This window comes from Terrabacter sp. MAHUQ-38 (assembly GCF_014518425.1).
GTDB lineage: Bacteria > Actinomycetota > Actinomycetes > Actinomycetales > Dermatophilaceae > Terrabacter.
Genome location: NZ_JACVCU010000001.1, coordinates 1,276,979 through 1,298,132 on the forward strand (window position 1 = coordinate 1,276,979; position 21,154 = coordinate 1,298,132).

General features: G+C 71.2%; 21 protein-coding genes. 11 read left to right on the forward strand and 10 right to left on the reverse strand.

Translation table 11 applies throughout. From position 1 onward, the window contains the following. Nucleotides 1-10: 10 nt before the first annotated feature. Entirely contained in the window at nucleotides 11-1,468 is a 1,458-nt protein-coding gene (locus tag H9I49_RS05875) for an AfsR/SARP family transcriptional regulator (protein WP_188029331.1), read from the reverse strand. Between the two features lie 134 nt (nucleotides 1,469-1,602). Here H9I49_RS05875 and H9I49_RS05880 point away from each other — a divergent pair, with 134 nt between their 5' ends. Together H9I49_RS05880 and H9I49_RS05885 are read left to right on the forward strand one after the other, a co-directional pair. Then, nucleotides 1,603-2,073: a heme-degrading domain-containing protein gene (locus tag H9I49_RS05880; protein ID WP_188029332.1), complete on the forward strand. Its 471-nt coding sequence runs from the start codon at nucleotides 1,603-1,605 to the stop codon at nucleotides 2,071-2,073. Nucleotides 2,074-2,211: 138 nt separating this feature from the next. Then, a complete protein-coding gene (locus tag H9I49_RS05885; protein WP_188029333.1) occupies nucleotides 2,212-2,856 on the forward strand; it encodes a superoxide dismutase in 645 nt (214 codons plus the stop codon). A 121-nt stretch (nucleotides 2,857-2,977) separates the two neighbouring features. Here the strand turns inward: H9I49_RS05885 and galK are convergent, their stop codons facing one another. From galK to H9I49_RS05905, 4 genes are read right to left on the reverse strand one after another with little or no spacing between them, the layout of a single operon-like run. Further along, nucleotides 2,978-4,162 (reverse strand): galactokinase, encoded by a 1,185-nt coding sequence (galK, locus tag H9I49_RS05890; RefSeq protein ID WP_188029334.1) that lies wholly within the window; start codon nucleotides 4,160-4,162, stop codon nucleotides 2,978-2,980. Then, nucleotides 4,159-5,286, reverse strand: coding sequence for a galactose-1-phosphate uridylyltransferase (galT, locus tag H9I49_RS05895; protein ID WP_188029335.1), 1,128 nt, complete (start codon nucleotides 5,284-5,286; stop codon nucleotides 4,159-4,161). The genes galK and galT overlap by 4 nt, the downstream gene beginning before the upstream one ends. Continuing rightward, complete coding sequence (locus tag H9I49_RS05900; protein WP_188029336.1) at nucleotides 5,286-6,062, reverse strand: DeoR/GlpR family DNA-binding transcription regulator; 777 nt, start codon at nucleotides 6,060-6,062, stop codon at nucleotides 5,286-5,288. Before H9I49_RS05900 ends, galT begins: the two co-directional genes overlap by 1 nt. Before the next feature lie 2 nt (nucleotides 6,063-6,064). Beyond that, nucleotides 6,065-8,074 (reverse strand): beta-galactosidase, encoded by a 2,010-nt coding sequence (locus H9I49_RS05905; protein WP_188029337.1) that lies wholly within the window; start codon nucleotides 8,072-8,074, stop codon nucleotides 6,065-6,067. A gap of 387 nt (nucleotides 8,075-8,461) precedes the next feature. Here H9I49_RS05905 and H9I49_RS05910 point away from each other — a divergent pair, with 387 nt between their 5' ends. From H9I49_RS05910 to H9I49_RS05925, 4 genes are read left to right on the forward strand one after another with little or no spacing between them, the layout of a single operon-like run. Beyond that, the gene (locus tag H9I49_RS05910) at nucleotides 8,462-9,811 is read left to right on the forward strand and encodes an ABC transporter substrate-binding protein (RefSeq protein WP_188029338.1); all 1,350 of its coding nucleotides are present in this window, start codon (nucleotides 8,462-8,464) and stop codon (nucleotides 9,809-9,811) included. A gap of 14 nt (nucleotides 9,812-9,825) precedes the next feature. Further along, the gene (locus tag H9I49_RS05915) at nucleotides 9,826-10,719 is read left to right on the forward strand and encodes a carbohydrate ABC transporter permease (RefSeq protein ID WP_188029339.1); all 894 of its coding nucleotides are present in this window, start codon (nucleotides 9,826-9,828) and stop codon (nucleotides 10,717-10,719) included. Between the two features lie 2 nt (nucleotides 10,720-10,721). Continuing rightward, entirely contained in the window at nucleotides 10,722-11,639 is a 918-nt protein-coding gene (locus tag H9I49_RS05920; RefSeq protein WP_188029340.1) for a carbohydrate ABC transporter permease, read from the forward strand. 1 nt (nucleotide 11,640) lies between these two features. Next, entirely contained in the window at nucleotides 11,641-13,839 is a 2,199-nt protein-coding gene (locus tag H9I49_RS05925) for an alpha-galactosidase (RefSeq protein ID WP_188029341.1), read from the forward strand. A 21-nt stretch (nucleotides 13,840-13,860) separates the two neighbouring features. Here the strand turns inward: H9I49_RS05925 and H9I49_RS05930 are convergent, their stop codons facing one another. Then, on the reverse strand, nucleotides 13,861-14,334 hold the full coding sequence (locus tag H9I49_RS05930) for a Fur family transcriptional regulator (RefSeq protein ID WP_370587448.1): 474 nt from the start codon (nucleotides 14,332-14,334) through the stop codon (nucleotides 13,861-13,863). Between the two features lie 32 nt (nucleotides 14,335-14,366). Between H9I49_RS05930 and tdh the strand changes: the two genes are divergently transcribed. From tdh to H9I49_RS05945, 3 genes are read left to right on the forward strand one after another with little or no spacing between them, the layout of a single operon-like run. Further along, entirely contained in the window at nucleotides 14,367-15,404 is a 1,038-nt protein-coding gene (gene tdh / locus H9I49_RS05935) for an L-threonine 3-dehydrogenase (protein ID WP_188029342.1), read from the forward strand. 11 nt (nucleotides 15,405-15,415) lie between these two features. Continuing rightward, on the forward strand, nucleotides 15,416-16,087 hold the full coding sequence (locus H9I49_RS05940) for an alpha/beta fold hydrolase (RefSeq protein ID WP_188029343.1): 672 nt from the start codon (nucleotides 15,416-15,418) through the stop codon (nucleotides 16,085-16,087). Further along, complete coding sequence (locus tag H9I49_RS05945; RefSeq protein WP_188029344.1) at nucleotides 16,084-16,452, forward strand: YrdB family protein; 369 nt, start codon at nucleotides 16,084-16,086, stop codon at nucleotides 16,450-16,452. The genes H9I49_RS05940 and H9I49_RS05945 overlap by 4 nt, the downstream gene beginning before the upstream one ends. Here H9I49_RS05945 and H9I49_RS05950 read toward each other — a convergent pair. Continuing rightward, nucleotides 16,439-16,816, reverse strand: a complete 378-nt coding sequence (locus H9I49_RS05950) for a hypothetical protein (RefSeq protein WP_188029345.1) — start codon at nucleotides 16,814-16,816, stop codon at nucleotides 16,439-16,441. The two genes, H9I49_RS05945 and H9I49_RS05950, sit on opposite strands and share 14 nt — an antisense overlap. A gap of 142 nt (nucleotides 16,817-16,958) precedes the next feature. Here H9I49_RS05950 and H9I49_RS05955 point away from each other — a divergent pair, with 142 nt between their 5' ends. Next, nucleotides 16,959-17,519: a dihydrofolate reductase family protein gene (locus H9I49_RS05955; protein ID WP_188029346.1), complete on the forward strand. Its 561-nt coding sequence runs from the start codon at nucleotides 16,959-16,961 to the stop codon at nucleotides 17,517-17,519. Here the strand turns inward: H9I49_RS05955 and H9I49_RS05960 are convergent. Both H9I49_RS05960 and H9I49_RS05965 read right to left on the reverse strand, forming a co-directional pair. Then, complete coding sequence (locus H9I49_RS05960; protein ID WP_188029347.1) at nucleotides 17,509-17,961, reverse strand: TIGR03668 family PPOX class F420-dependent oxidoreductase; 453 nt, start codon at nucleotides 17,959-17,961, stop codon at nucleotides 17,509-17,511. The genes H9I49_RS05955 and H9I49_RS05960 overlap by 11 nt on opposite strands. After that, complete coding sequence (locus H9I49_RS05965; RefSeq protein ID WP_188029348.1) at nucleotides 17,958-18,206, reverse strand: SCO4226 family nickel-binding protein; 249 nt, start codon at nucleotides 18,204-18,206, stop codon at nucleotides 17,958-17,960. The genes H9I49_RS05960 and H9I49_RS05965 overlap by 4 nt, the downstream gene beginning before the upstream one ends. A gap of 179 nt (nucleotides 18,207-18,385) precedes the next feature. Between H9I49_RS05965 and H9I49_RS05970 the strand changes: the two genes are divergently transcribed. Next, nucleotides 18,386-19,579, forward strand: a complete 1,194-nt coding sequence (locus H9I49_RS05970) for a glycine C-acetyltransferase (protein WP_188029349.1) — start codon at nucleotides 18,386-18,388, stop codon at nucleotides 19,577-19,579. Between the two features lie 97 nt (nucleotides 19,580-19,676). On the opposite strand, the gene H9I49_RS05975 is transcribed toward H9I49_RS05970, so the two are convergent. Continuing rightward, complete coding sequence (locus H9I49_RS05975; protein ID WP_188029350.1) at nucleotides 19,677-21,110, reverse strand: PepSY domain-containing protein; 1,434 nt, start codon at nucleotides 21,108-21,110, stop codon at nucleotides 19,677-19,679. Between the last annotated feature and the right edge of the window lie 44 nt (nucleotides 21,111-21,154).

Sequence of the window (21,154 nt, forward strand, 5' to 3'; positions counted from 1 at the left end):
CTGTCTGTCCTCAGGCGGCACCGAGGAGACGGGCCACGACGTCGTCGGGGTCGGCGGCGCCGATGGCCTGCAGTGTTGCGGTCCGCTCCGCGCCGAGCCGGCCCGACACCGCCTCGAGCGACGATTTCAGGAAGGCACCTGCGCGGCTCGCCGGGACGGCGCCCTCGTCGGCGAAGACGGCGTCGCCGGACCCCCACAGCCGTGCCGCCCCGACGTCGTCGCCCTCGGTGGCAGCAGCCACGGCGAGCGTCGTGAGGATCGCGCCGACGATGAGACGGTCGGGGTAGCGGTCCTGCGAGATGCGCAGCGCCTCGATGAGGCAGCCGCGTGCCTCCCGGACACGTTCGACCTGGGTCAGGGCCAGGCCACGCATCATGAGCACGTGGGCGACGACCGGTCCCACGTCGAGTCCGCGCGTCAGCTCGAACGCCTCGTCGGTGATGTCGACCGCCTCGACGCCGCGGCCGAGCTCGACGAGGCTCTCGGCGGCGCTCGCGAGCAGGTTGACGAGGTCGAAGCGGTCACCCGCCCGTCGGGCGTCGGTGATCCCCGCCAGCGTGGCCTCGAGGGCGACCTCCGACTCGCCGGTGTAGCTCGCGACGTGGCCGGCCAGATCCCTGGCGAGCGCGACGAGCGGCAGGGCAGGCAGGGTGGTTCGCGTCGGTGCGGCAGCTCCCTCGCTCGCCTTGTCGAGCCCGCCAGTGGTGTCCGCCGCGAGCCACGGCGGCGCGAGCGCCTGGGCGAGGATGGTGGCCTCGAGCTCGACGATCATGGGAGACGGATCGACGCCGAGCTCCTCGGCGAGCAGCGCGCGCAGCCGACGACAGGTCGCGAGGGCGTCGCCCTGCTGACCGGAGTGGTACTGCGCCGTGGCGAGCAGTGCCCATCCGTGCTCGTCGAGGGGTCGCTCTGAGACGAGGTCGCGCGCGACGGCCGCCGCGTCGCCGGGGCGCGCGATGCGAAGGAGAGCGTCCACGAGCTCGGCTTGGGTGGTCGCACGGGCGTCCTCGACAAGGCGGCGGGCCCGGGCGTGCAGCGGCAGGCCCTCCAGACCGCCGAAGGGGAGCCCGTCCCACGAGCCCAGGGCGGCGTCGAGGAGGTCGGCAGCGCGCTGCGGCGCCATCGATCGCAGTGCCGAACGCCCCGCGGCGACCTGCTCGGTGAAGAGGCCGAGGTCGGTGCGCACGCCGGGACCGACGAGGCGGTAGGTCTCGCCCGACCGTTCTATGCGTGCGTCGTCGCCGGCCAGGGCCCGGCGCAGACCCGAGACGTAGACCTGGACCGCGTTACGAGCGGTTGTCGGGGGCGCGTCCCCCCAGATGCCGTCGACGATCGAGTCCAGGGAGACGGCGCGCGGGGCCTCCAGGGCGAGGAGGGCCAGGACGGCTCGTTGTTTCGCCCCGCCGAGGGACACCGGGTGGCCGTCGCGGAGCAGGCGTACGGGCCCGAGAAGCCTGACGTCCAGCACGACGTGATTGTGTCGCAGGCCATCGACCCGGCGCACCGCATCCGCCAGAACCGGCCGATGACATTCGCGACCTGCTCGGTCGGCCTGACGCCTGCCCTGACGTGCCGACTTCGCACGGGGTGGACAATCGGCGGGTGACCGATCACCTGACGCTCGACGAGCTGGCCGCCCAGGAGTCCCGCCTCGTCTTCGACCGCTTCGACGACGACACCGCCTGGGAGCTCGGGGTCGCGCTGCGCGAGGCCGCCCGTTCCGCCGGGCATCCCGTGGCGATCTCGATCCGCCGCAACGGCCAGCGGCTCTTCCACGCCGCGCTGCCCGGGGCGTCGGCCGACAACGACGGCTGGCTCGAGCGCAAGAGCGCCGTCGTCGACCGCTACGGCCGCGCGTCCCTCCGGGTCGGCGAGGAGTTCCGGACCGCGGGCAAGAGCTTCGAGGAGAGCTCACGGCTCGACCCCGCCGCCTACGCGGCCCACGGTGGGGCGTTCCCGGTCATCGTCCGCGGCGTCGGCTGTGTCGGCACCGTCGCCGTCTCCGGCCTGCCCCAGCGCGAGGACCACCGGCTCGTCGTCGAGACCCTCGAGGCGTTCCTCTCGCGCCCCTGAGACTCTCTGAGAGGGCCGGCTTGACCTCAAGTCGGGTTGAGGTCAGAGGGTTGGGTAGGCGGGCACCTGACCCCGCACCCCGCGCCCCGGACACCCTGTAGACGCCGCTTGACCGCGGCATAGAGTGGTCGGAGCCGGATGGTCTCCAGAAAGGAACGACAAGTGGCTTACACGCTTCCCGATCTCGACTACGACTACGCAGCCCTCGAGCCCCACATCAGCGCGCGCATCATGGAGCTGCACCACAGCAAGCACCACAAGGCCTACGTCGACGGCGCCAACGCCGCGGTCGCCAAGCTCGAGGAGCTGCGCGAGTCGGGCGACTACGCCGCTCTCAACGGCGTCGAGAAGAACCTCGCCTTCCACCTCGGCGGGCACACGAACCACTCCGTCTTCTGGAAGAACATGAGCCCCGACGGTGGCGGCCGTCCCGAGGGTGAGGTCGACGCGGCCATCACCGAGTACTTCGATGGGTTCGAGAAGTTCCAGGCGCACTTCAACGCCAACGCCAACGCCATCCAGGGCTCCGGCTGGTCGATCCTCGCGTGGGACACGCTCGCCGAGCGGCCGCACATCATGCAGCTGTTCGACCAGCAGGGCAACATCCCCGTCGGCCAGATCCCGCTGCTGCAGCTCGACATGTGGGAGCACGCGTTCTACCTGCAGTACGAGAACGTCAAGGCCGACTACGTCAACGCCTGGTGGAACGTCGTCAACTGGCAGGACGTCTCCGCCCGCCTCGAGCGTGCCAAGGCCACGAAGGGCCTCATCCTTCCCGCCTGACCTCGCAGCGACACGTCCCAGCGACACGTCCCAGCGACACGTCTCAGCGACACCGAGGGCGGTCACCCCACACGGGGTGACCGCCCTCCGCCGTTCCTCGCCGACCCGTGGAGGGGCTTGTTCAGCGGTTGCGCGCAGCCGGGCCGGACGCCGTGACGGCGAACGACACCGGGGCCGTGAAGCCGTGGCCCGCGAAGGCCTCAGCGATCGCCGCGGACACGGGCTCGACGGAGTCCGCTGCGACGATGGCGATGCACGACCCGCCGAAGCCGCCACCGGTCATGCGGGCGCCGAGCGCACCCATCGACCGGGCAGTCTGCGTCGCGACGTCGAGCTCGTCGCACGTGACCTCGTAGTCGTCCCGCAGCGAGAAGTGCGACGCGTCGAACAGACGCCCGACCTCGTGGAGGTCACCTGACTCGAGCGCCGCCACAGCCTGGCCGACGCGCTCGATCTCGGTGACGACATGGCGCACGCGGCGCCGCACCTCCTCCGAGTCGAGCCGCTCGAGCGCCGCGTCGAGCCCCGCCGGGTCGATCTCGCGGAGCGTCTCGACGCCGAGGTCGCGGGCGGCCTGTTCGCACGCCGCGCGCCGCGCGGCGTACTGGCCGTCCACGAGAGCGTGCTCGGCCTTCGTGTCCGTGACGAGCAGGACGTGCCCGGCCGCGTCGAGGTCGAACGGCACCTGCCGAGTCTCGCCCGACCGGCAGTCGAGGAGCAGCGCGGCGCGCTCGTCGCAGAGCAGGGATGCCGACTGGTCCATGCCGCCGGTCGGTGCGCCGGCGATGACGTTCTCGGCCTCGACGCAGCGGGCCGCGAGCCGGGCGCGTCCCGACGTCGACCCCAGCAGGTCGAGCCCGAAGAGGTCGCTCGCGGCCGCGGCGACGGCGCACTCCAGGGCTGCCGAGCTCGACAGCCCCGACCCGAGTGGCACGGTCGAGTCGACGAGCACGTCGAGCCCGCCGACGTCGAGACCGTCACGCCGCAGCGCCCACAGCACGCCGGCGACGTAGGCGCCCCAGCCACCGGGCTGCTCCGGCGAGATGTCGCCGAGGGCGACCTCCACGATGCCGTCCTGCTGCACCGACGCGAGTCGGAGCAGGTCGTCGTCGCGCGGGGACACGGCGGCATACGTCCTCTGTGGCAAGGCGATCGGCAGGCACAGGCCGCCGTTGTAGTCGGTGTGCTCGCCAATGAGGTTGACGCGGCCGGGGGCCGACCAGACGCCCGCGGCCGCCGTGCCGAACCTCCGCTCGAAGGCGGCCGTCACCGAGTCGACGACCTCCGCGCCGTCGCGCTCGCTCACGGGGCCACCTCACGCAGGCGCGCGGCTGCCCGTTCGGGTGCGACGTCGTTGACCCAGCCGCCGACACCCGACTCGGAGCCGGCGAGGAACTTGAGCCGTCCGGGACCGCGCAGCACCGACATGAGCTGCAGGTGCAGCCGCGACACGTCCCGGCCCGTCTTCGCGGGGGCCTGCTGCCAGGCCGCGATGTACGGCAGCTTCACAGGGGAGCCGTCCTCCGTGACGTAGTAGCGGTCGAGCCGGCCGAGCAGGTCGCGGTAGATGACCGCGAGCTCGTCGCGCTCGTCGTCGTCGAGGGCGACGAGGTCGGGCACGTCGCGGTGCGGGGCGAGGTGCACCTCGACGGGCCAGCGCGCTGCGAAGGGAACGTATGCCGTCCAGTGCGTCCCCGACACGACGACCCTTGAACCGTCGGCCTGTTCGGCGGCGAGGATGTCGGCGCCGAGGAGCCGGCCGGTGCGCCCGTGGTGGCGCCGGGCCGCGTCGAGCAGGGCCTTCGTGCGGTCGGGAAGGTACGGGTAGGCGTAGATCTGACCGTGCGGGTGGGGCAGGGTCACGCCGATCTCGCGACCGCGGTTCTCGAACACGAAGACGTGCTCGACCTCCGGGATCGCGCCGAGCGCCTCCGTGCGTTGCGCCCAGGTGTCGATGACGGTGCGCACGCGCTCCACAGGCAGGTCCTTGAACGACGCCTCGTGGTCGCTCGTGAAGCAGACGACCTCACACCGGCCGACGGCGGGTCGGGTGCCGAAGATGCCTCTCGGGTCGGGCGCGTCGGCGCCCACGGAGGTGACGGCATACGACGGGAACCGGTTCTCGAAGACGACGACCTGGTAGTCGCCCTCGGGGATCTCGGAGGGCACCGAGCCGTGTCCGGCCGGGCAGAGCGGGCACTCGTCCTTCGGCGGCATGAAGGTGCGGTGCTGGCGGTGCGCGGCGACGGCGACCCAGTCGTCGACGAGCGCGTCGTGGCGCAGCTCGCCCGACTGCACGCGCGGCTCGACGGGACGCAGGTCCTCCGCGGTGCGCTCGGGTGTGCCGGCCTCGTCGACGTAGAGGATCTCGCGGCCGTCGGCCAGGAGCCGGGTCGTGAACCTGCTGGTGGTGCTGGCGGGGGTGGACATCACGCCTCCACGATCTCGAGGGAGCCGACGTCCTCGCGCAGCGCCGTCCGAGCGCGCTCCGGCAGGCCGTCGTCGCTGACGAAAAGGTCGACCTCGGAGAGGTCTGCGAACGTGCTGAGGCCCACGGTGCCCCACTTGGACGAGTCCGCGAGGACGCACACGTGGCGGGCCGACGCGACGAGCGCGCGGTTGGTCTCCGACTCGACGAGGTTGGGGGTGGTCAGGCCGGTGCGCGCCTCGACGCCGTGCGCGCCGAGGAAGAGCAGGTCGACGTGGAGCGTGCGCAGCGCCGACACGGCGACGGGGCCGACGAGGGCGTCGGACGGGGTGCGCACACCCCCGGTGAGCACGACGGTCTGGCCCGGGGCGCCCGACTCGTGGAGCAGCTGCGCGACCGGGACGGAGTTCGTGACGACGGTCAGCTGCGGCACGTCCTTGACGGCGCGCGCCAGCTCGAAGGTCGTCGTCCCGGCAGAGATCCCGATGGCGCTGCCCTGCTCGACGCGACGTGCGGCCGCCCGGGCGATGGCCTGCTTCTGGGCCAGCTGGAGAAGGGACTTCGCCGAGAAGCCCGGCTCCTCGCTGCTGCGCTCGTCACCGAGGGCGAGCGCGCCGCCGTGGACCCGCTCGAGCAGGCCGTCGGACGACAGGCGTTCGATGTCGCGGCGAATGGTCATGTCGGACACGCCGAGGCGCTCGACGAGCTCGGACACCTTGACCGCTCCGGACTCCTCGACGAGCTCGAGGATGACCGAGCGGCGTTGACTGGCAAGCATGTTCACTCCTGCCTGAGCACGGCCACGCCACCGGGGGCGAGGCGGACGGTGCCGTCGATGATGGCGTCCGCGACGAGGTCGTACCCGCCCGCAGGCACAGACTGCTCGTCGTCGGTGTGGTTGAGCAGGAACAGCCACGACGTGGACCCTTCGCTGCGGCGCGTGGCCTCGACGCCGACCGGGAGCCCGTCCACGGCCGGCCCCACGGACGCCGCGGACAGGACGTCCTCGAGGAGCCCGCCGAGCGTCGCGTCGTCGGGCAGGGTGCTGAGGTACCAGGCCGAGCCGCCCTCGCCGGCGCCCTCGCCGTCGAGGACACGGCGCGTGACCGCCGGGCGACCCGCGAGGGGGCCGGCGGCATAGGTCGTCAGCACCTGGGTGCCCGGCAGGACGGTCACGTCCTCACTCCACCAGGCCCCGGTGCCGTCGGCGAGCGCGACCTCTCCACCGGGGCCGAGCGGGAAGAACTCCTCGACGCGTACCCCGAGCAGGTCGCGGAAGGCCCCGGGGTAGCCGCCCAGGCGGACGTGGTCGTGCTCGTCGCTGATCCCGGAGAAGTACGTGACGACGACCTGGGCGCCCGCCTCGGCGGCCGCGGTGACCGCGGCCGCGTGCTCGTCGGTGACGAGGTAGAGCTGCGGCACGACCACGACGCCGTATGCCGTCAGGTCGGCTGAGGGGTGCACGACGTCGCACGTCACGCCGCGGTCGTGCAGCAGGCGGTGGATCGTGTGCGCCGCCTCGAGGGCGTCGAGCTCTGAGCTCGGCATGTCCGGGCCCTCGGCGCCCCAGATCGCCTGGTAGTCGTGCAGGATCGCGACCCGCGACTCGACGCGGCTGCCGACGAGCTCGCCGAGCCGCCCGGCGATGCGGCCGAGCTCCTCGACCTCGCGGAACCGGGCGCTGTCGGCGCCGGCGTGCGGCACGACCGCGCTGTGGAACTTCTCCGATCCGGCCCGCGACTGGCGCCACTGGAACCAGCCGATCGTGTCGGCCCCCCGGGCCACGTGGGCGAGCGCGTCGCGGATCGTCTGGCCGGGAGCCTTGGCGTGGTTGGTCGGCTGCCAGTTGACGGCGCTCGTCGAGTGCTCCATGAGCATCCACGGAGCGCCGCCGGCGAGGCCGCGGGTCAGGTCACCGCTGTAGGCGAGCTCGGCGCGGGGGTGCTCGAGGGCGCCGACGATGTAGTGGTCGGTGCTGACGACGTCGACGGTCGGCGTCCACTGCGCGTAGTCGAGGTGGCGGAAGTGCTCGAGGGTCATGAAGTTCGTCGTGACCGGCACGCCCGGCGACAGCTCGTCGAGGACGGCGCGCTCGGCCCGCATGAAGTCGAGCAGCGCGTCGGAGGAGAAGCGCCTGTAGTCGAGGACCTGGGTGGGGTTGTTGGATGCCGTGGACCGTCGCGGCGGCAGCACCTGGCCCCAGTCGGTGTAGCGCTGGCTCCAGAACGCCGTGCCCCACGCGTCGTTGAGCGCCCCGAGGTTCTGGTAGCGCCGCTGCAGCCAGACGCGGAAGTGGCGGGCGCACTCGTCGCAGTAGCACGGCAGGTTGTGGCAGCCGTACTCGTTGGAGACGTGCCACATCGCGAGGGCCGGGTGCTCGTGGTAGCGCTCGGCCATCTGCCGGGTCAGGCTGAGGGCGTACTCGCGGAAGACCGGCGAGGTCGGGCACCAGGTCTGCCGGCTGCCCGGCGACAGCGTCCGCCCGTCGACGTCGACGGGCAGGATCTCCGGGTGCGCGGCCGAGAGCCACGGCGGCGGAGTGGCCGTGGCGGTCGCGAGGTCGACGGCGACGCCGCCCGCGTGGAGCTTGTCCATGATGGTGTCGAGCCACTCGAACTCGTACTCGCCCTTGGCCGGCTCGAGCCAGCTCCAGGAGAAGACGCCGAGGCTGACGAACGAGACGTTGGCGCGCCGCATCAGCTCGATGTCCTCGTCCCAGACAGGGCGTGGCCACTGTTCGGGGTTGTAGTCGCCACCGAGTGCCAGGGTCTTCGTCGGCCATGAGCGCATGGGAGAAGACTGTCCGCTCGTTCGTCCCGATGTCAACATTTTCGAACACATCCGCGCGCGGCTGTGGTGCCCGTCCCGAGGCGCGGACGAGACCGGCCCGGGTGTGCGCCCGGGGGCGCGCGGTGGGCGCGGAGCGCGCCGCGGATGTCCTTCCCACAGCTCGAAAGCCGCTCGTGAGCACGAAATTCCTTACAACGGTGTAAATTCACGAAGGCGTGGGAGCGGTCGGTCTCGGTTCGGTTGCGGAGTCCGTCGGGTGTGGACGAAGTTCTTGACACGGCGACCGGGGGCCGACATTCTCTGTTTGTTGTTGAAGGTTTCTGGTGGTGGATGTTCGAATCCGTCGCCAACGACAACACCCCCGGCACAGCGTCAAAGGAGACCGCAATGACCCGCCCCATGAGTGAGGCCGAGTACCTCGCCCGCATGGTTCCCCCCTCCGTCCGCGGCGTCGACCGTCGGACCCTGCTGCGAGGCGCCCTCGGTGTCGGCGCCCTCCTCGGAGCCGGTGGCCTGGCCGCCTGCGGCAGCGGCGACACCGGCACCTCGGGCGTTCCGACCGGCGCCGTGACCGGCACCGTGAGCGTCGGCTCCAACGCGTCGGACGCCGTCCCGAAGGCCGCCGTCAAGGCGTACATGGACGCCTTCTCGAAGGCCAACCCCGGCACGACGGTCAAGATCAACACCGTCGACCACAACACGTTCCAGGAGAACATCAACAACTACCTGCAGGGCTCGCCCGACGACGTCTTCACGTGGTTCGCCGGCTACCGCATGCAGTTCTTCGCCGAGAAGGGCCTCGTCGGCGACATCTCCGACGTCTGGGCCAAGATCACCGGCATGAGCGACGCGCTCAAGAAGGCGTCGACGGGCGCCGACGGCAAGCAGTACTTCGTGCCGATCACGAACTACCCGTGGGCCGTGTTCTACCGCAAGAGCCTCTGGGAGCAGCGTGGCTACGAGGTGCCGAAGACGCTCGACGACCTGAAGACCCTGGGCGCCAAGATGCAGAAGGACGGCATCGCCCCGATCGCCTTCGGCGACAAGGACGGCTGGCCCGCGATGGGCACGTTCGACCAGCTCAACCTGCGCGTCAACGGCTACGACTTCCACGTCAGCCTCATGGCCGGCAAGGAGTCGTGGACCGACCCCAAGGTCAAGAAGGTCTTCGACACGTGGGCCGGCATCCTCCCGCTCCACCAGCCCGACTCGCTCGGCCGCACGTGGCAGGAGGCGGCACAGTCACTCCAGCAGAAGAAGTCCGGCATGTACGTCCTCGGCTCGTTCGTCGCCCAGCAGTTCGGCAAGGACGAGCAGGACGACCTCGACTTCTTCACCTTCCCGGAGGTCGACTCGACGATCGGCACCGACGCCATCGAGGCGCCGATCGACGGCTACATGATGAGCGCCCGCCCCAAGAACGAGGCCGCCGCCAAGAAGCTGCTGCACTACATCTCTGAGCCCGAGGCCCAGCTGCTCTCGCTCAAGGCCGACCCGAGCGTCATCGCGACGAACGAGACGGCCGACCAGAGCGGCTACACGGCCCTGCAGAAGAAGTCCGCCGAGTACGTGAAGTCGGCCAAGTCCATCGCGCAGTTCATGGACCGCGACACCCGCCCCGACTTCGCGTCGACCGTGATGATCCCGGCCATCCAGGACTTCATCAAGAACCCGAAGGACATCGACGGGCTCTGCACCAAGATCGAGGCCCAGAAGAAGAGCATCTTCGCTTCCTGAGGAGGCACCTCGCCATGTCGAGCAAAAGCAAGTACAGAGGAATCGACCAGCTCTCCGCCCGCGACAAGGTCGTGGTCGCGGCCATGGTGGTCGTGCCGACCCTCATCGTCCTGTGGCTCGTGTGGCTCCCGGCGATCGGCTCGGTCCTGCTCTCCTTCACCAACTGGGACGGGATCGGGCCGATCTCCTCGATCAAGTCGGTCGGCCTGCAGAACTACAAGGACATCGCGACGATCTACCCGCCGTTCTGGCCGGCGATCCAGCACAACCTCATCTGGCTCGCGGTGATGTTCTTCGTCGCGACACCGATCGGCATGCTCTTCGCGGTCCTCATCGACCGCGGGGTGACGGGCACGCGGTTCTACCAGACGAGCATCTACCTGCCGGTCGTGCTGTCCCTGGCCCTCATCGGCTTCATCTGGCAGCTCATCTACTCGCGTGACCAGGGCCTGCTCAACGCGATCACGGGTGGCACGACCGACTGGTACGGCGACCCGGACGTCAACCTGTGGGCGGCCTTGGTCGCCGCGAGCTGGCGGCACTCGGGCTACATCATGCTGCTCTACCTGGCCGGGCTGAAGGGCGTCGACCCGTCGCTGCGCGAGGCGGCGAAGATCGACGGCGCGAGCGAGACGACGACGTTCTTCCGGGTCGTCTTCCCGGTGATGCGACCGATCAACATCATCGTCCTCGTCGTCACGTTCATCGAGTCGCTGCGCGCCTTCGACCTCGTGTGGGTCATCAACAAGGGCCGCAACGGACTCGAGCTCATCTCGACCCTCGTCACCCAGAACGTGGTCGGGGAGGCGAGTCGCATCGGCTTCGGATCGGCGCTCGCGACGATCATGCTGCTCATCTCGAGCGTGCTCGTCTTCTTCTACCTGCGCATCGCCATGAAGGAGGACTGACCATGTCCCTCACCGCCAACCCGGTCGAGGAGCGCGAGAAGCTGCTGCTCAAGCCGCGCGAGGGAGGCCCGCGGTCCGGGCGCCGCTGGTTCCTCCCGCTGGTCCTGACGCTCGTCTCGCTGATCTGGCTCTTCCCCCTGCTGCTCGCGCTCGTCAACTCGTTCCGCGACTACGCGTTCACGGCGCAGCACGGCTACATCTCGTGGGGCGGCTTCACGCTCGACAACTACAAGAACGCCTGGGAGCAGGGCGACTTCGGCCTGCACTTCTGGAACTCGGCGATCATCACGGTCCCAGCCGTGCTCCTCACCCTGTTCCTGTCCTCCTGCGTCGCCTTCGTCGTCGCGCGCTTCTCGTGGAAGCTCAACCTCGCCCTGCTCGGCTTCTTCATGGCGGCCAACCTGCTGCCGCCGCAGGCCCTGCTCATCCCGGTCTACCGGATGTTCCGGTCGATCGAGGTGCCGTTCTGGTTCAGCGAGTCGGGCACGCTGCTCAACAGCTTCCAGGGGCTGATCCTCGTCAACGTCGCCTTCCAGACGGGGTTCTGCGCCTTCGTGCTCAGCAACTACATGAAGGCGCTGCCGAAGGAGCTCTACGAGTCGGCCGTCATCGACGGGGCGAGCGTGACGCGGCAGTTCTTCCAGATCACCCTGCCGCTGTGCCGGCCGGCGCTGGCCGCCCTCGCGGTGCTCCAGACGACGTGGATCTACAACGAGTTCTTCTGGGCCACGGTGCTGCTCCAGCAGGGTGACAAGTTCCCGGTGACGAGCTCGCTGAACAACCTGCGGGGCCAGTTCTTCACCGACAACAACCTGGTGGCCGCGGGGTCGATGATCATCGCCATCCCGACCCTGGTCATCTTCTTCGTGCTCCAACGACACTTCGTGGCCGGACTGACGCTCGGCGCGACCAAGGGATGACGTGACCGAGACCGCTCGCAAGGCTCCGCCCACCGTCCACATCGAGTCCGCCGGGACCGCGCTCGTTCTCGAGCCGCGGCCCGGCGGCTCGGGCCTGCCGGAGGTGCTGCACTGGGGGGCGAACCTCCCGGGCGGCGCCGCGGCATACGACGCGCTCGCGCTGGCGACCTCGCCTCCGGTCCAGCACAGCGCGTTCGACGAGCCGTGGCCGCTCACGGTGCTGCCGGGGGAGGCGGACGGCTGGTCGGGCACGCCCGGCTGGGCCGGCCATCGCGGTGGGGCCGCCGGCGCGGTCCGCTGGCGCGACGTGACCTGCGAGGCCGCGGACGGCGCGATCGTCACCCGCGCCCGCTCGACGAGCGGCGTCGACCTCACGCTGCGCCACGCCCTCGACGAGCACGGCGTCCTGCGCGTCGACGCCTCCGTCACGAACACCAGCGACGACCAGGCTCCCCTCGACGTCGCCGCCCTGCGGGCGATCCTGCCGCTGCCGACGCGTGCCGACGAGGTCCTCGACCTGACCGGGCGCTGGTGCCGCGAGCGGTCGCCGCAGCGCAGCCGCCTCGACCACGGCACCCACCTGCGCGCGTCCCGTCGCGGCCGCACCGGGCACGACGCGACGCTCCTGCTCATGGCCGGCACGACCGGCTTCACGTGGGGCTCGGGCGAGGTCTGGGCCGTGCACACCGCGTGGAGCGGCAACCACGAGCACCTCGTCGAGTCGCTCCCGGAGGGCGCCGGCCGGCACCACGCCGTCCTCGGCGGCGGTGAGCTGCTGGCGCCCGGCGAGGTGCGCCTCGCCCCCGGGGAGTCGTATGCCGCCCCGACGGTCGTCTTCCTCCACGCGACGGACGGCCTCGACGGCCTCTCGCGACGGTTGCACCGCACGCTCCGCTCGCGCGCCGGGCACCCGTCGCGCCCGCGGCCCGTCGTGCTCAACACGTGGGAGGCGGTCTACATGCAGACCGACCTCGACCACCTCAAGGCGCTCGCCGACACAGCCGCCCGCATCGGCGTCGAGCGGTTCGTCCTCGACGACGGCTGGTTCGGCGGCCGGCGCACCGACAGGGTCGGTCTGGGCGACTGGGTCGTCTCCGACGAGGTGTGGCCCGACGGGCTCGCGCCGCTCGTCGACCACGTCAAGGGGCTCGGCCTCGAGTTCGGGCTGTGGTTCGAGCCCGAGATGGTCAACGAGGACAGCGACCTCGTGCGCGCGCACCCCGACTGGGTGCTGCGCCCGGCCGACGGCTCGCCGCGCGAGTGGCGCTTCCAGCAGCTCATCGACCTGACGAACGACGACGCCCGGGGAGAGCTCCTCGAGAGGATCAGCGGGCTCGTCGCCGAGTACGGCATCGCCTACATCAAGTGGGACCACAACCGCGACCTGCACGAGGCGGTCCACACCGTCGAGGTCGACGGCCGCCGGGTCGTCGACGCGCCCGCGGTCCACACGCACACGCTCGCCTTCTACCGCCTCCTCGACGACCTCCGGGCGCGTCACCCGGAGCTCGAGATCGAGTCGTGCAGCAGCGGCGGCGCCCGGGTCGACCTCGGCGTGCTCGACCGCACCGACCGCATCTGGACGAGTGACTGCAACGACGCCCTCGAGCGGGCGAACATCCAGCGCTGGACCAGCCTGCTCGTGCCCGCCGAGCTCATGGGCACGCACATCGGGCCGGAGCACGCGCACACGACGCACCGTGCGGTCGACCTCGGCTTCCGCATGCTCATGGCGCTGCAGGGCCATCCCGGCCTCGAGTGGGACGTCGCCCGCTGCACCGAGGAGGAGCTCGCGAGCCTCACGGAGTGGACGGCGCTCGCCCGCGAGCTGCGACCGCTGCTGCACTCGGGCGACCTCGTGCGCTCGGAGACGCCCGACGGGACCGTCCTCGTGACCGGCACCGTCGACGCCGACCTCAGCCGGGCGGCGTACACCGTCGCCCGCCTCGTCACGGGTCGCGACGCCATGACGGGGGCGGTCCCGCTACCGGGGCTCGACCCCACGCGCACGTATGCCGTCCGCGTCCGTCCGGAGGCGGGCCTGCCAGCCGTGGTGCAGGTGGCCTCACCGGCGTGGTGGGAGTCCGCACTCTCGCCCGACGGGCTCGTCGTCCCGGGCTCGGTGCTGACAGGCGTCGGACTCCAGGTGCCGCTCATCGGTCCGGCCCAGGGCTACCTCCTCGACGTCCGCGCCGTCTGAGCCTGCCGCGGTCGCTGCGGGTCAGCGGCAGTCGGCGCACGTGCCGAGCAGGGCGGCGTGGCCGGTGTCGAGGACGAAGCCGAGCTCGTCGAGGAGGCGCCGTGCCACCCCGTCGAACGTGTCGGGCGGGACGTCGAGCACCCGCCCGCAGACATGGCACTGCACGTGGCCGTGGTGCCCGTGGTGGTTCACCGGCGGCTCGGCCAGGTGGTAGACGGTCGCCGACCCGCCGAGGTGGACGTGCGAGAGCACCCCGGTCTCGGCGAGCGAGGTCAGCGTGCGGTAGACGGTGGCCCGGTGGACCGACGGCTCGACCTCGGCCACCCGGGCCCCGATCTGCTCGGCCGTCAGGTGCTCGTCGGCGAGGTCGGCGGCGTCGACGACGCGCAGGACGGCATACCGCGCGGGGGTGACCCGCTCGCCCGCCGACCTGAGCCGGGACACGGCATCGGCCACGCGCGGACTCTCGTGGGAGGCCTCGGGACTGGGGGTCACGACCCCATTATCGGCAGTGGCAGACTCTCCCCGTGCGTGCACTCACCAAGCTGACCGCAGGCCCCGGCCTGGAGCTGCTCGACCGACCGGAGCCTGTGTGCGGCCCGGCGGAGGTCAAGATCCGCGTGCTGCGTGCCGGGATCTGCGGCACCGACCTGCACCTCGCGGAGTGGGACGACTGGGCCGAGGCGACGGTGAAGCCGCCGCTCGTCATCGGGCACGAGTTCTACGGCGAGGTCGTCGAGGTCGGCGAGGACGTCACGGGCCTCTCGGTCGGCGACCGGGCGTCGGGGGAGGGTCACATCGTGTGCGGCCGGTGCCGCAACTGCCGTGCCGGGCGCCGCCACCTCTGCATCCGCACGCAGGGCATCGGCGTCAACCGCGACGGCGCGTTCGCCGACTACGTCGTCATCCCGGCGAGCAACGCCTGGGTGCAGCCCGCCGACCTCGACCCCGACCTCGGCGCCGTCTTCGACCCGCTCGGCAACGCGACCCACACGGCCCTGCAGTGGCCGATGGTCGGCGAGGACGTCGTCATCACCGGTGCGGGCCCCATCGGCGTCATGGCGGCCGCGATCGCCCGGCACGCGGGCGCCCGCTACGTCGTCGTCACCGACGCGAGCGACTACCGCCTCACCCTCGCCGAGCACGCGGGGGCCGACCTCACGATCAACGTCACGCGTGAGAGCCTCGCCGACGCGCAGGCTCACCTCGGCATGAAGGAGGGCTTCGACATCGGCCTCGAGATGTCGGGTGCCGCCCCGGCGGTGACGGACCTGATCGCGAACATGAACCACGGCGGACGCATCGCGCTGCTCGGCCTCCCGCACCACTCGTACGAGCTCGACTGGGGCAAGGTCATCACGCACATGATCACGCTCAAGGGCATCTACGGCCGCGAGATGTACGACACCTGGTACGCCATGTCCCAGATGATCGCGACGTCCGAACGCTTCCGCTCCGCCGTCAGCCAGGTCATCACGCACCGCTTCCCCGCCGAACAGTGGGAGGAGGCCTTCGAGACCGCGAGATCCGGCCAGTGCGGCAAGGTCGTCCTCGACTGGAGCTGAGAGGGTTCCGTATGCCGTCCGCCCCTGACCCCAGCGCACGTCCCCGCCCGCTCGTCCTCCTCCACGGCCTCGGCCAGTCGCCGATCGTGTGGCAGGACTTCGTCTCGGCACTGGGCGCCGCGCGACCGATGAACGCGCCGTGGATGCGTGGGCTGCGGCCGAAGGACCCGGTCGGCTTCGACCTCGCGGCGGCGGCCGGAGGCCTCGCCGACGACCTGGACGTGCAGGGCATCAAGCGGGCCGACTTCCTCGGGGTGTCGGTCGGGGCGAGCGTCGCCCTGCGTCTCGCCGTCGAACGGCCCGAGCTCGTCGGGCGCCTCGTGCTCGGTGGTCCGCTCGTGCGTCCGTCGAAGGGCGCGCTGCGGATGCAGAAGCTCGCGATGCGGCTCGTGCCGGAGAGCAGGCTCGTCGACGCGGGCGTCTCCCGGCCTCGGATGCTGGCGGTGCTCGACGCGCTCAAGGGTTTCGACGGGACGGAGTCGCTGCGTCAGGTCTCGGCACCGACCCTCGTCGTCGCCGGCTCGAAGGACCGGGCCGGGCTCGCCGCGGCGCGGCAGTTCGTGTCGCTCATGGCGGCCGCGGAGCTGTCCGTCATCGACGGCGCGGGGCCGCTGCTCAACACGGAGTCGGCGGCCGAGCTAGCCGACCTCACGAACACCTTTCTCGACGAGCCGGAACCGTGAGCGGGCGGGATGCCCCGGACGTCAACGCCAACGACGTCCTCGCGTTCGCGGTGGAGGTGCTGGCCGTCGTGCTCCTCGCCGCCTGGGGGGCCACCCTCGGGACGACGCCGGCTGCCCACGTCCTCGGCGGTGTCCTCGTACCAGCAGCCGCGATCGTGGCGTGGAGCCTCTTCGCGGCGCCTCGCGCGGTCGTCCGGGTGTCCGCGCTCGCCGTCGCGACCAAGGTCCTCGTGCTCGGTGGCGCGGCCCTCGCGTCCTTCGCGGTGCTGCCGCCGGGGTGGGCGGTCACGGCGACGGTCGTCATCGTCGTCAACACCGTGCTCACGTGGATCGGGCCGTTCGCCCGCCCGCTCAGCAGAGGTTGATGCCGCCGGCGTCGAGGAGCCTGGCGACGACCTTCTCGTCGGTCACGGCCGGGACCATCCAGTCCTTGCCGGCGACCGACTTGACGCCGGTCGTGCACTCGAAGGTGCTCACCCGGCGGTCGAGGTCGACGGCCTGGTCGTAGAAGGCGGCCTCTACCGGCTTTCCGCCGGACGTGCACGTGACCTTCCGGTCGGCGAGCGACCCGGTCGAGTCACCGCTCGACGGGCACACGATCTCGGCGACGAGCGCCCAGGCGGGGTGCGTCGCGGCCTCGGGCGAGTCGCTCGGCGAGCCGCCCCCGCAGGCGACGAGGGCGAGGGCGCTCGTCGCGGTGGCGCAGGCGAGGGTGAGGCGTCGGAGCACGAGAACGGTCCCTGAGGGTGGGGGATGGAGGCGAGGGCGCGCCCGGGATACGGGCGCAAAACCCCGGCAACTCTAGACCTCAGGCAGGCACGGCTCCCACTCGGAGAGGCCGCGGCGCCTGCACGAGTGACAGAGTCAACACATGGCGCGACTCATCCACACGACGATCTGCTCGGTCGACGGCTACATCTCCGACGCCTCGGGAGGCTTCGACTGGGCCGCCCCGGACCGCGAGGTACACGCCTTCGTCAACGACCTCGAGCGCGGCGTCGGCACGTACCTGTACGGCCGGCGGCTCTACGAGACGATGGCCTACTGGGAGACGGCGCCCACCGACGACCCTGAGAGCGACGTCGCGCACGACTACGCACGGGTCTGGCAGGCCGCCGACAAGGTCGTCTACTCGCGCACGCTCGAGGAGGTGTCGAGCCGTCGCACGACGCTCGAGCGCGACTTCGATCCCGCCGCGGTCGCTCGCCTCGTCGCGTCGGCCGACAGGGACGTCAGCGTCGGCGGCGCGGGCCTGGCGGGTGAGGCCCTCGTGGCCGGCATCGTCGACGAGCTCCAGCTCCTCGTCGTCCCGGCGGTGGTCGGCGGCGGCACGCGCGCCCTGCCGGACGGCATACGCCTGGACCTCGAGCTGCTGGACAGCCGCCGCTTCGCCGGCGGCACGACGTACGCGAGGTATGCCGTCAACCGCTGACGGTCCCCGACGTCCCCTCCGCCCTCGAGGGGCTGTGCTCCCACCCGGACCACCGGGTCACGGCAACGCGCACGAGCGGGCCCGTGGGCCGGTCGGCTGCGTACTGCGGGTACTTGGTGGCGAGGGCGTCCAGCACCTCTGCCGTCCCGGGCTCGCCGATCGGGACCACGACCGCCTCGCCGTCGGCACGGACCCACCAGAGCTGCGTCCAGTCGTCGTCGTAGTGGTCGGCGAGGACGCTGACCGACGGGTTGACCCCGATGTTGGCGAGACGCTTGAGGGCGCGGGTCGACTTGGGCTTGCGGTCCACGGCGCTCCACACGACGTCACCGATGACGACGAAGACGATCGGCACGAGATGCGGGTGGCCTTTGCCGTCAACGGTGGCGAGCCGGGCCACCCGCGCTCGTGCGAACCGTCGGGCCGCGGGATGGGACCTCAAGCCGTGACGGTGATCTCGTGGATCTCGTCCGCCGGGTGACCCGTGCGCTCGTGGATCCGCTTGACGGCTTCGGCGCTCGGCCCCTCCGACAGGCAGAAGACGTGCCCGGTGTTCGGGTCCGCCCAGGCGTGCTTGAAGTTCACGCCCTCGTCGTCCTGGATGTCCAGGTCGGCCTGGTGCGCGTCTCTCAGGGCCTCTGCGGTGACGCCGGGCATGTTGGTGTGTACATCCATGAACTCGGGCATGGTCGTGACCTCGCTCTCTCAGCCCCCGGGTAATGGGTGTCACTGACGGTACGCCGGCACGTGCGCCCGCGCGGCCGCTTCACCAAGGTCCGAGGCGCGCGACGGCAGGTGACTAGGCGTCGTCACCGGCGGCATACGCTGGGTGGCGCCACAGGCCCGCCGACCCGCGAAGGACACCGATGTACGGCTCAGTCAAGGACGAGATCGCCGCGACGCTGAAAGAGATCGAGGACGCCGGTCTCTACAAGAACGAGCGGGAGCTGACGTCGCCGCAGTCGGCGCACGTGACGACGCGGAAGGCGGAGGCGCTCAACTTCTGCGCCAACAACTACCTCGGCCTGGCCAACGACCCCGGGGTCGTCGAGGCGTCGAAGAAGGCGCTCGACGAGTGGGGCTTCGGCATGGCGTCGGTGCGCTTCATCTGCGGCACGCAGACGCTGCACACCACCCTCGAGGGGAAGATCAGCGAGTTCCTCGGCATGGAGGCGACGATCCTGTACTCGTCGTGCTTCGACGCGAACGGCGGCGTGTTCGAGGTGCTCTTCGGAGCCGACGACGCGATCATCAGCGACGAGCTCAACCACGCGTCGATCATCGACGGCGTCCGCCTGTCCAAGGCGATGCGCTACCGCTACAGGAACGCCGACATGGCCGACCTGCGCACCCAGCTCGTGGCCGCCCAGGAGGCGGGGGCGAAGCGCAAGGTCGTCGTCACCGACGGCGTCTTCTCGATGGACGGGTCGTACGCACCGCTCGACGAGATCTGCGACCTCGCCGAGGAGTTCGGCGCGCTCGTCTTCGTCGACGACTCGCACGCCGTCGGGTTCGTCGGCGACGGCGGCCGCGGCACGCCCGAGCTGTTCGGCGTCATGGACCGCGTCGACATCATGACCGGCACGCTCGGCAAGGCGCTCGGCGGCGCGTCCGGCGGGTACGTGTCGAGCCACCGCGAGATCGTCGACCTGCTGCGCCAGCGCTCGCGGCCCTACCTCTTCAGCAACTCCGTCGCGCCCGCCGTCACGGCCGGGTCGATGGCGGCGCTCGAGCTCGTCGCCGGCTCGGCCGAGAAGCGGGAGACGCTGAAGGCCAACACCGAGCTGTTCCACACGCTCATGACCGAGGCCGGCTTCGAGCTGCTCCCCGGCACGCACCCGATCCGGCCGGTCATGTTCCCCGGCGAGGACGGGGCCCGCCGGGCCGCGCAGATCGCCGACCACATGCTCGGCAACGGCGTCTACGTCATCGCCTTCAGCTTCCCCGTCGTCCCGCGGGGCAAGGCCCGCATCCGCGTCCAGCTCTCGGCCGCGCACTCGGAGGCCGACGTGCGCGCGTGCGTCGACGCCTTCGTCGCCGCGCGGGACGACGTCGGCTGAGGCTGGTCGGTCGCTCGGTCAGCGTTCGGGCTCCTCGTCAGCGGTGGACCACTGACGAGGAGCCCAGGGCCGCACGAGGAGACGAAGCGATGACGGCTCAGCGGTCCGCGACGGTGAAGGCGTGCCTCAGGCGCGGGATGCGGCGGATCACGAAGCGGTCGAGCAGCAGGATCACGACGAGAGACGCCCCGAACACCGGCAGCAGCAGCGCCAGCCCGACGACGAGGACGGCGAGCAGCGGGGACCCGGCGAGCGGCATACGTCCTCGCGGAGCGCCGACGGCGCCCGCGCCCCGCGGTCGTCGACGCCACCACATGACCGGCCCCGTCACGCACGCCACGATGACGGCCAGGCAGAAGAACGTCGTCAGCCACAGGTTGACCGCGCCGAAACGGCGCCCCTCGTGGACGGCGATGCCTTGGGCGACGACCTTCGCGAGGGCCGGGTAGTCGTCATAGCCGTACGCGCTGACGACCTGCCCGCCGAAGCGGTCGACGTGCAAGGTGCGCTCGAGGCCGGGGTCGGTGAACGCGTAGCCGATGACGGAGTAGACGCCGGGGTCGCCGGAGGGCAGCGCCACCGTGAACGGGTGCGCGAGGCCCGCGCGGTCGGCGACCTCGACTGCGGTGTCGAGGTTCGCGACGCTGACCTCGTCACCCTTCTGCCGTGGGTTCGACTGCGGCACAGGACTCCTGCCCTGCGCCCAGGGCACGGCGTGGCTGTGCGGGAGGGACTCGTCGAGCGTCGAGGTCGGGTCCGAGAGCGCCCCGGGGTCCTGCGCCCAGATCGACGAGCCGCGATCGGTCGCGAGACGCTGCACCTGCTCGCCCCAGACGCCGGTCCACGGCAGGCCGGAGACGACCAGCAGAAGCAGGCCGGCGCCGACGAACGCGCCGGTGCGCGCGTGGGTGGTCCGCAGGCGCGCTCCTGGCGCTCCCGCCTCGCGCTGCCGACGGCGCGCACGCCGACCCCGGACGAGGAGGTAGTAGCCGGTGACCGCCATGACGATCGCCCAGCACGCGCCCAGCTCCATGACGACGTCACCGACGCGGCCCGCCATGAGGTCGGCGTGCAGGCGCACGGCCGTGCCGCTGATCGTCGAGTCGGGGTCGAGCGAGCCGAGGACGCGCACGGTGTACGGGTCGACGAAGACGTCGCGCGTCAGGCCCTCAGCGGTCTCGATGGTGAAGCGGGTGCTGTCGTCGGGGCCCGTCGGCTCCGTGACGGAGACGAGCGTGGCGCCGGGGAGCGCGCTCTCGACTGCCTCGAGCTGCGTCTGCAGGGGCTGGCTCAGCTGGCCCTGCGCGTGCTCGACCCGCATGAGGTCCGCGTTGACGAACGGCTCGATCTGGAAGCGGAAGAGGTAGACGAGGCCGGTCACCGCGAGGACCAGGAGCACCGGCACGACGACGACCGAGGCGTAGAAGTGCCAGCGCCAGAAGGCGCGGAAGAGGCCGGTGGTGGGGCGGGGGCCCTTGCGGGACAGGGTTTTCAGCCGTGTGGGACGTTCGGTGTCGTCGACGACGGACATGGGGCTCCTCGGGCATGACGGAAGGGAGCAGCGCCCGGTCGATG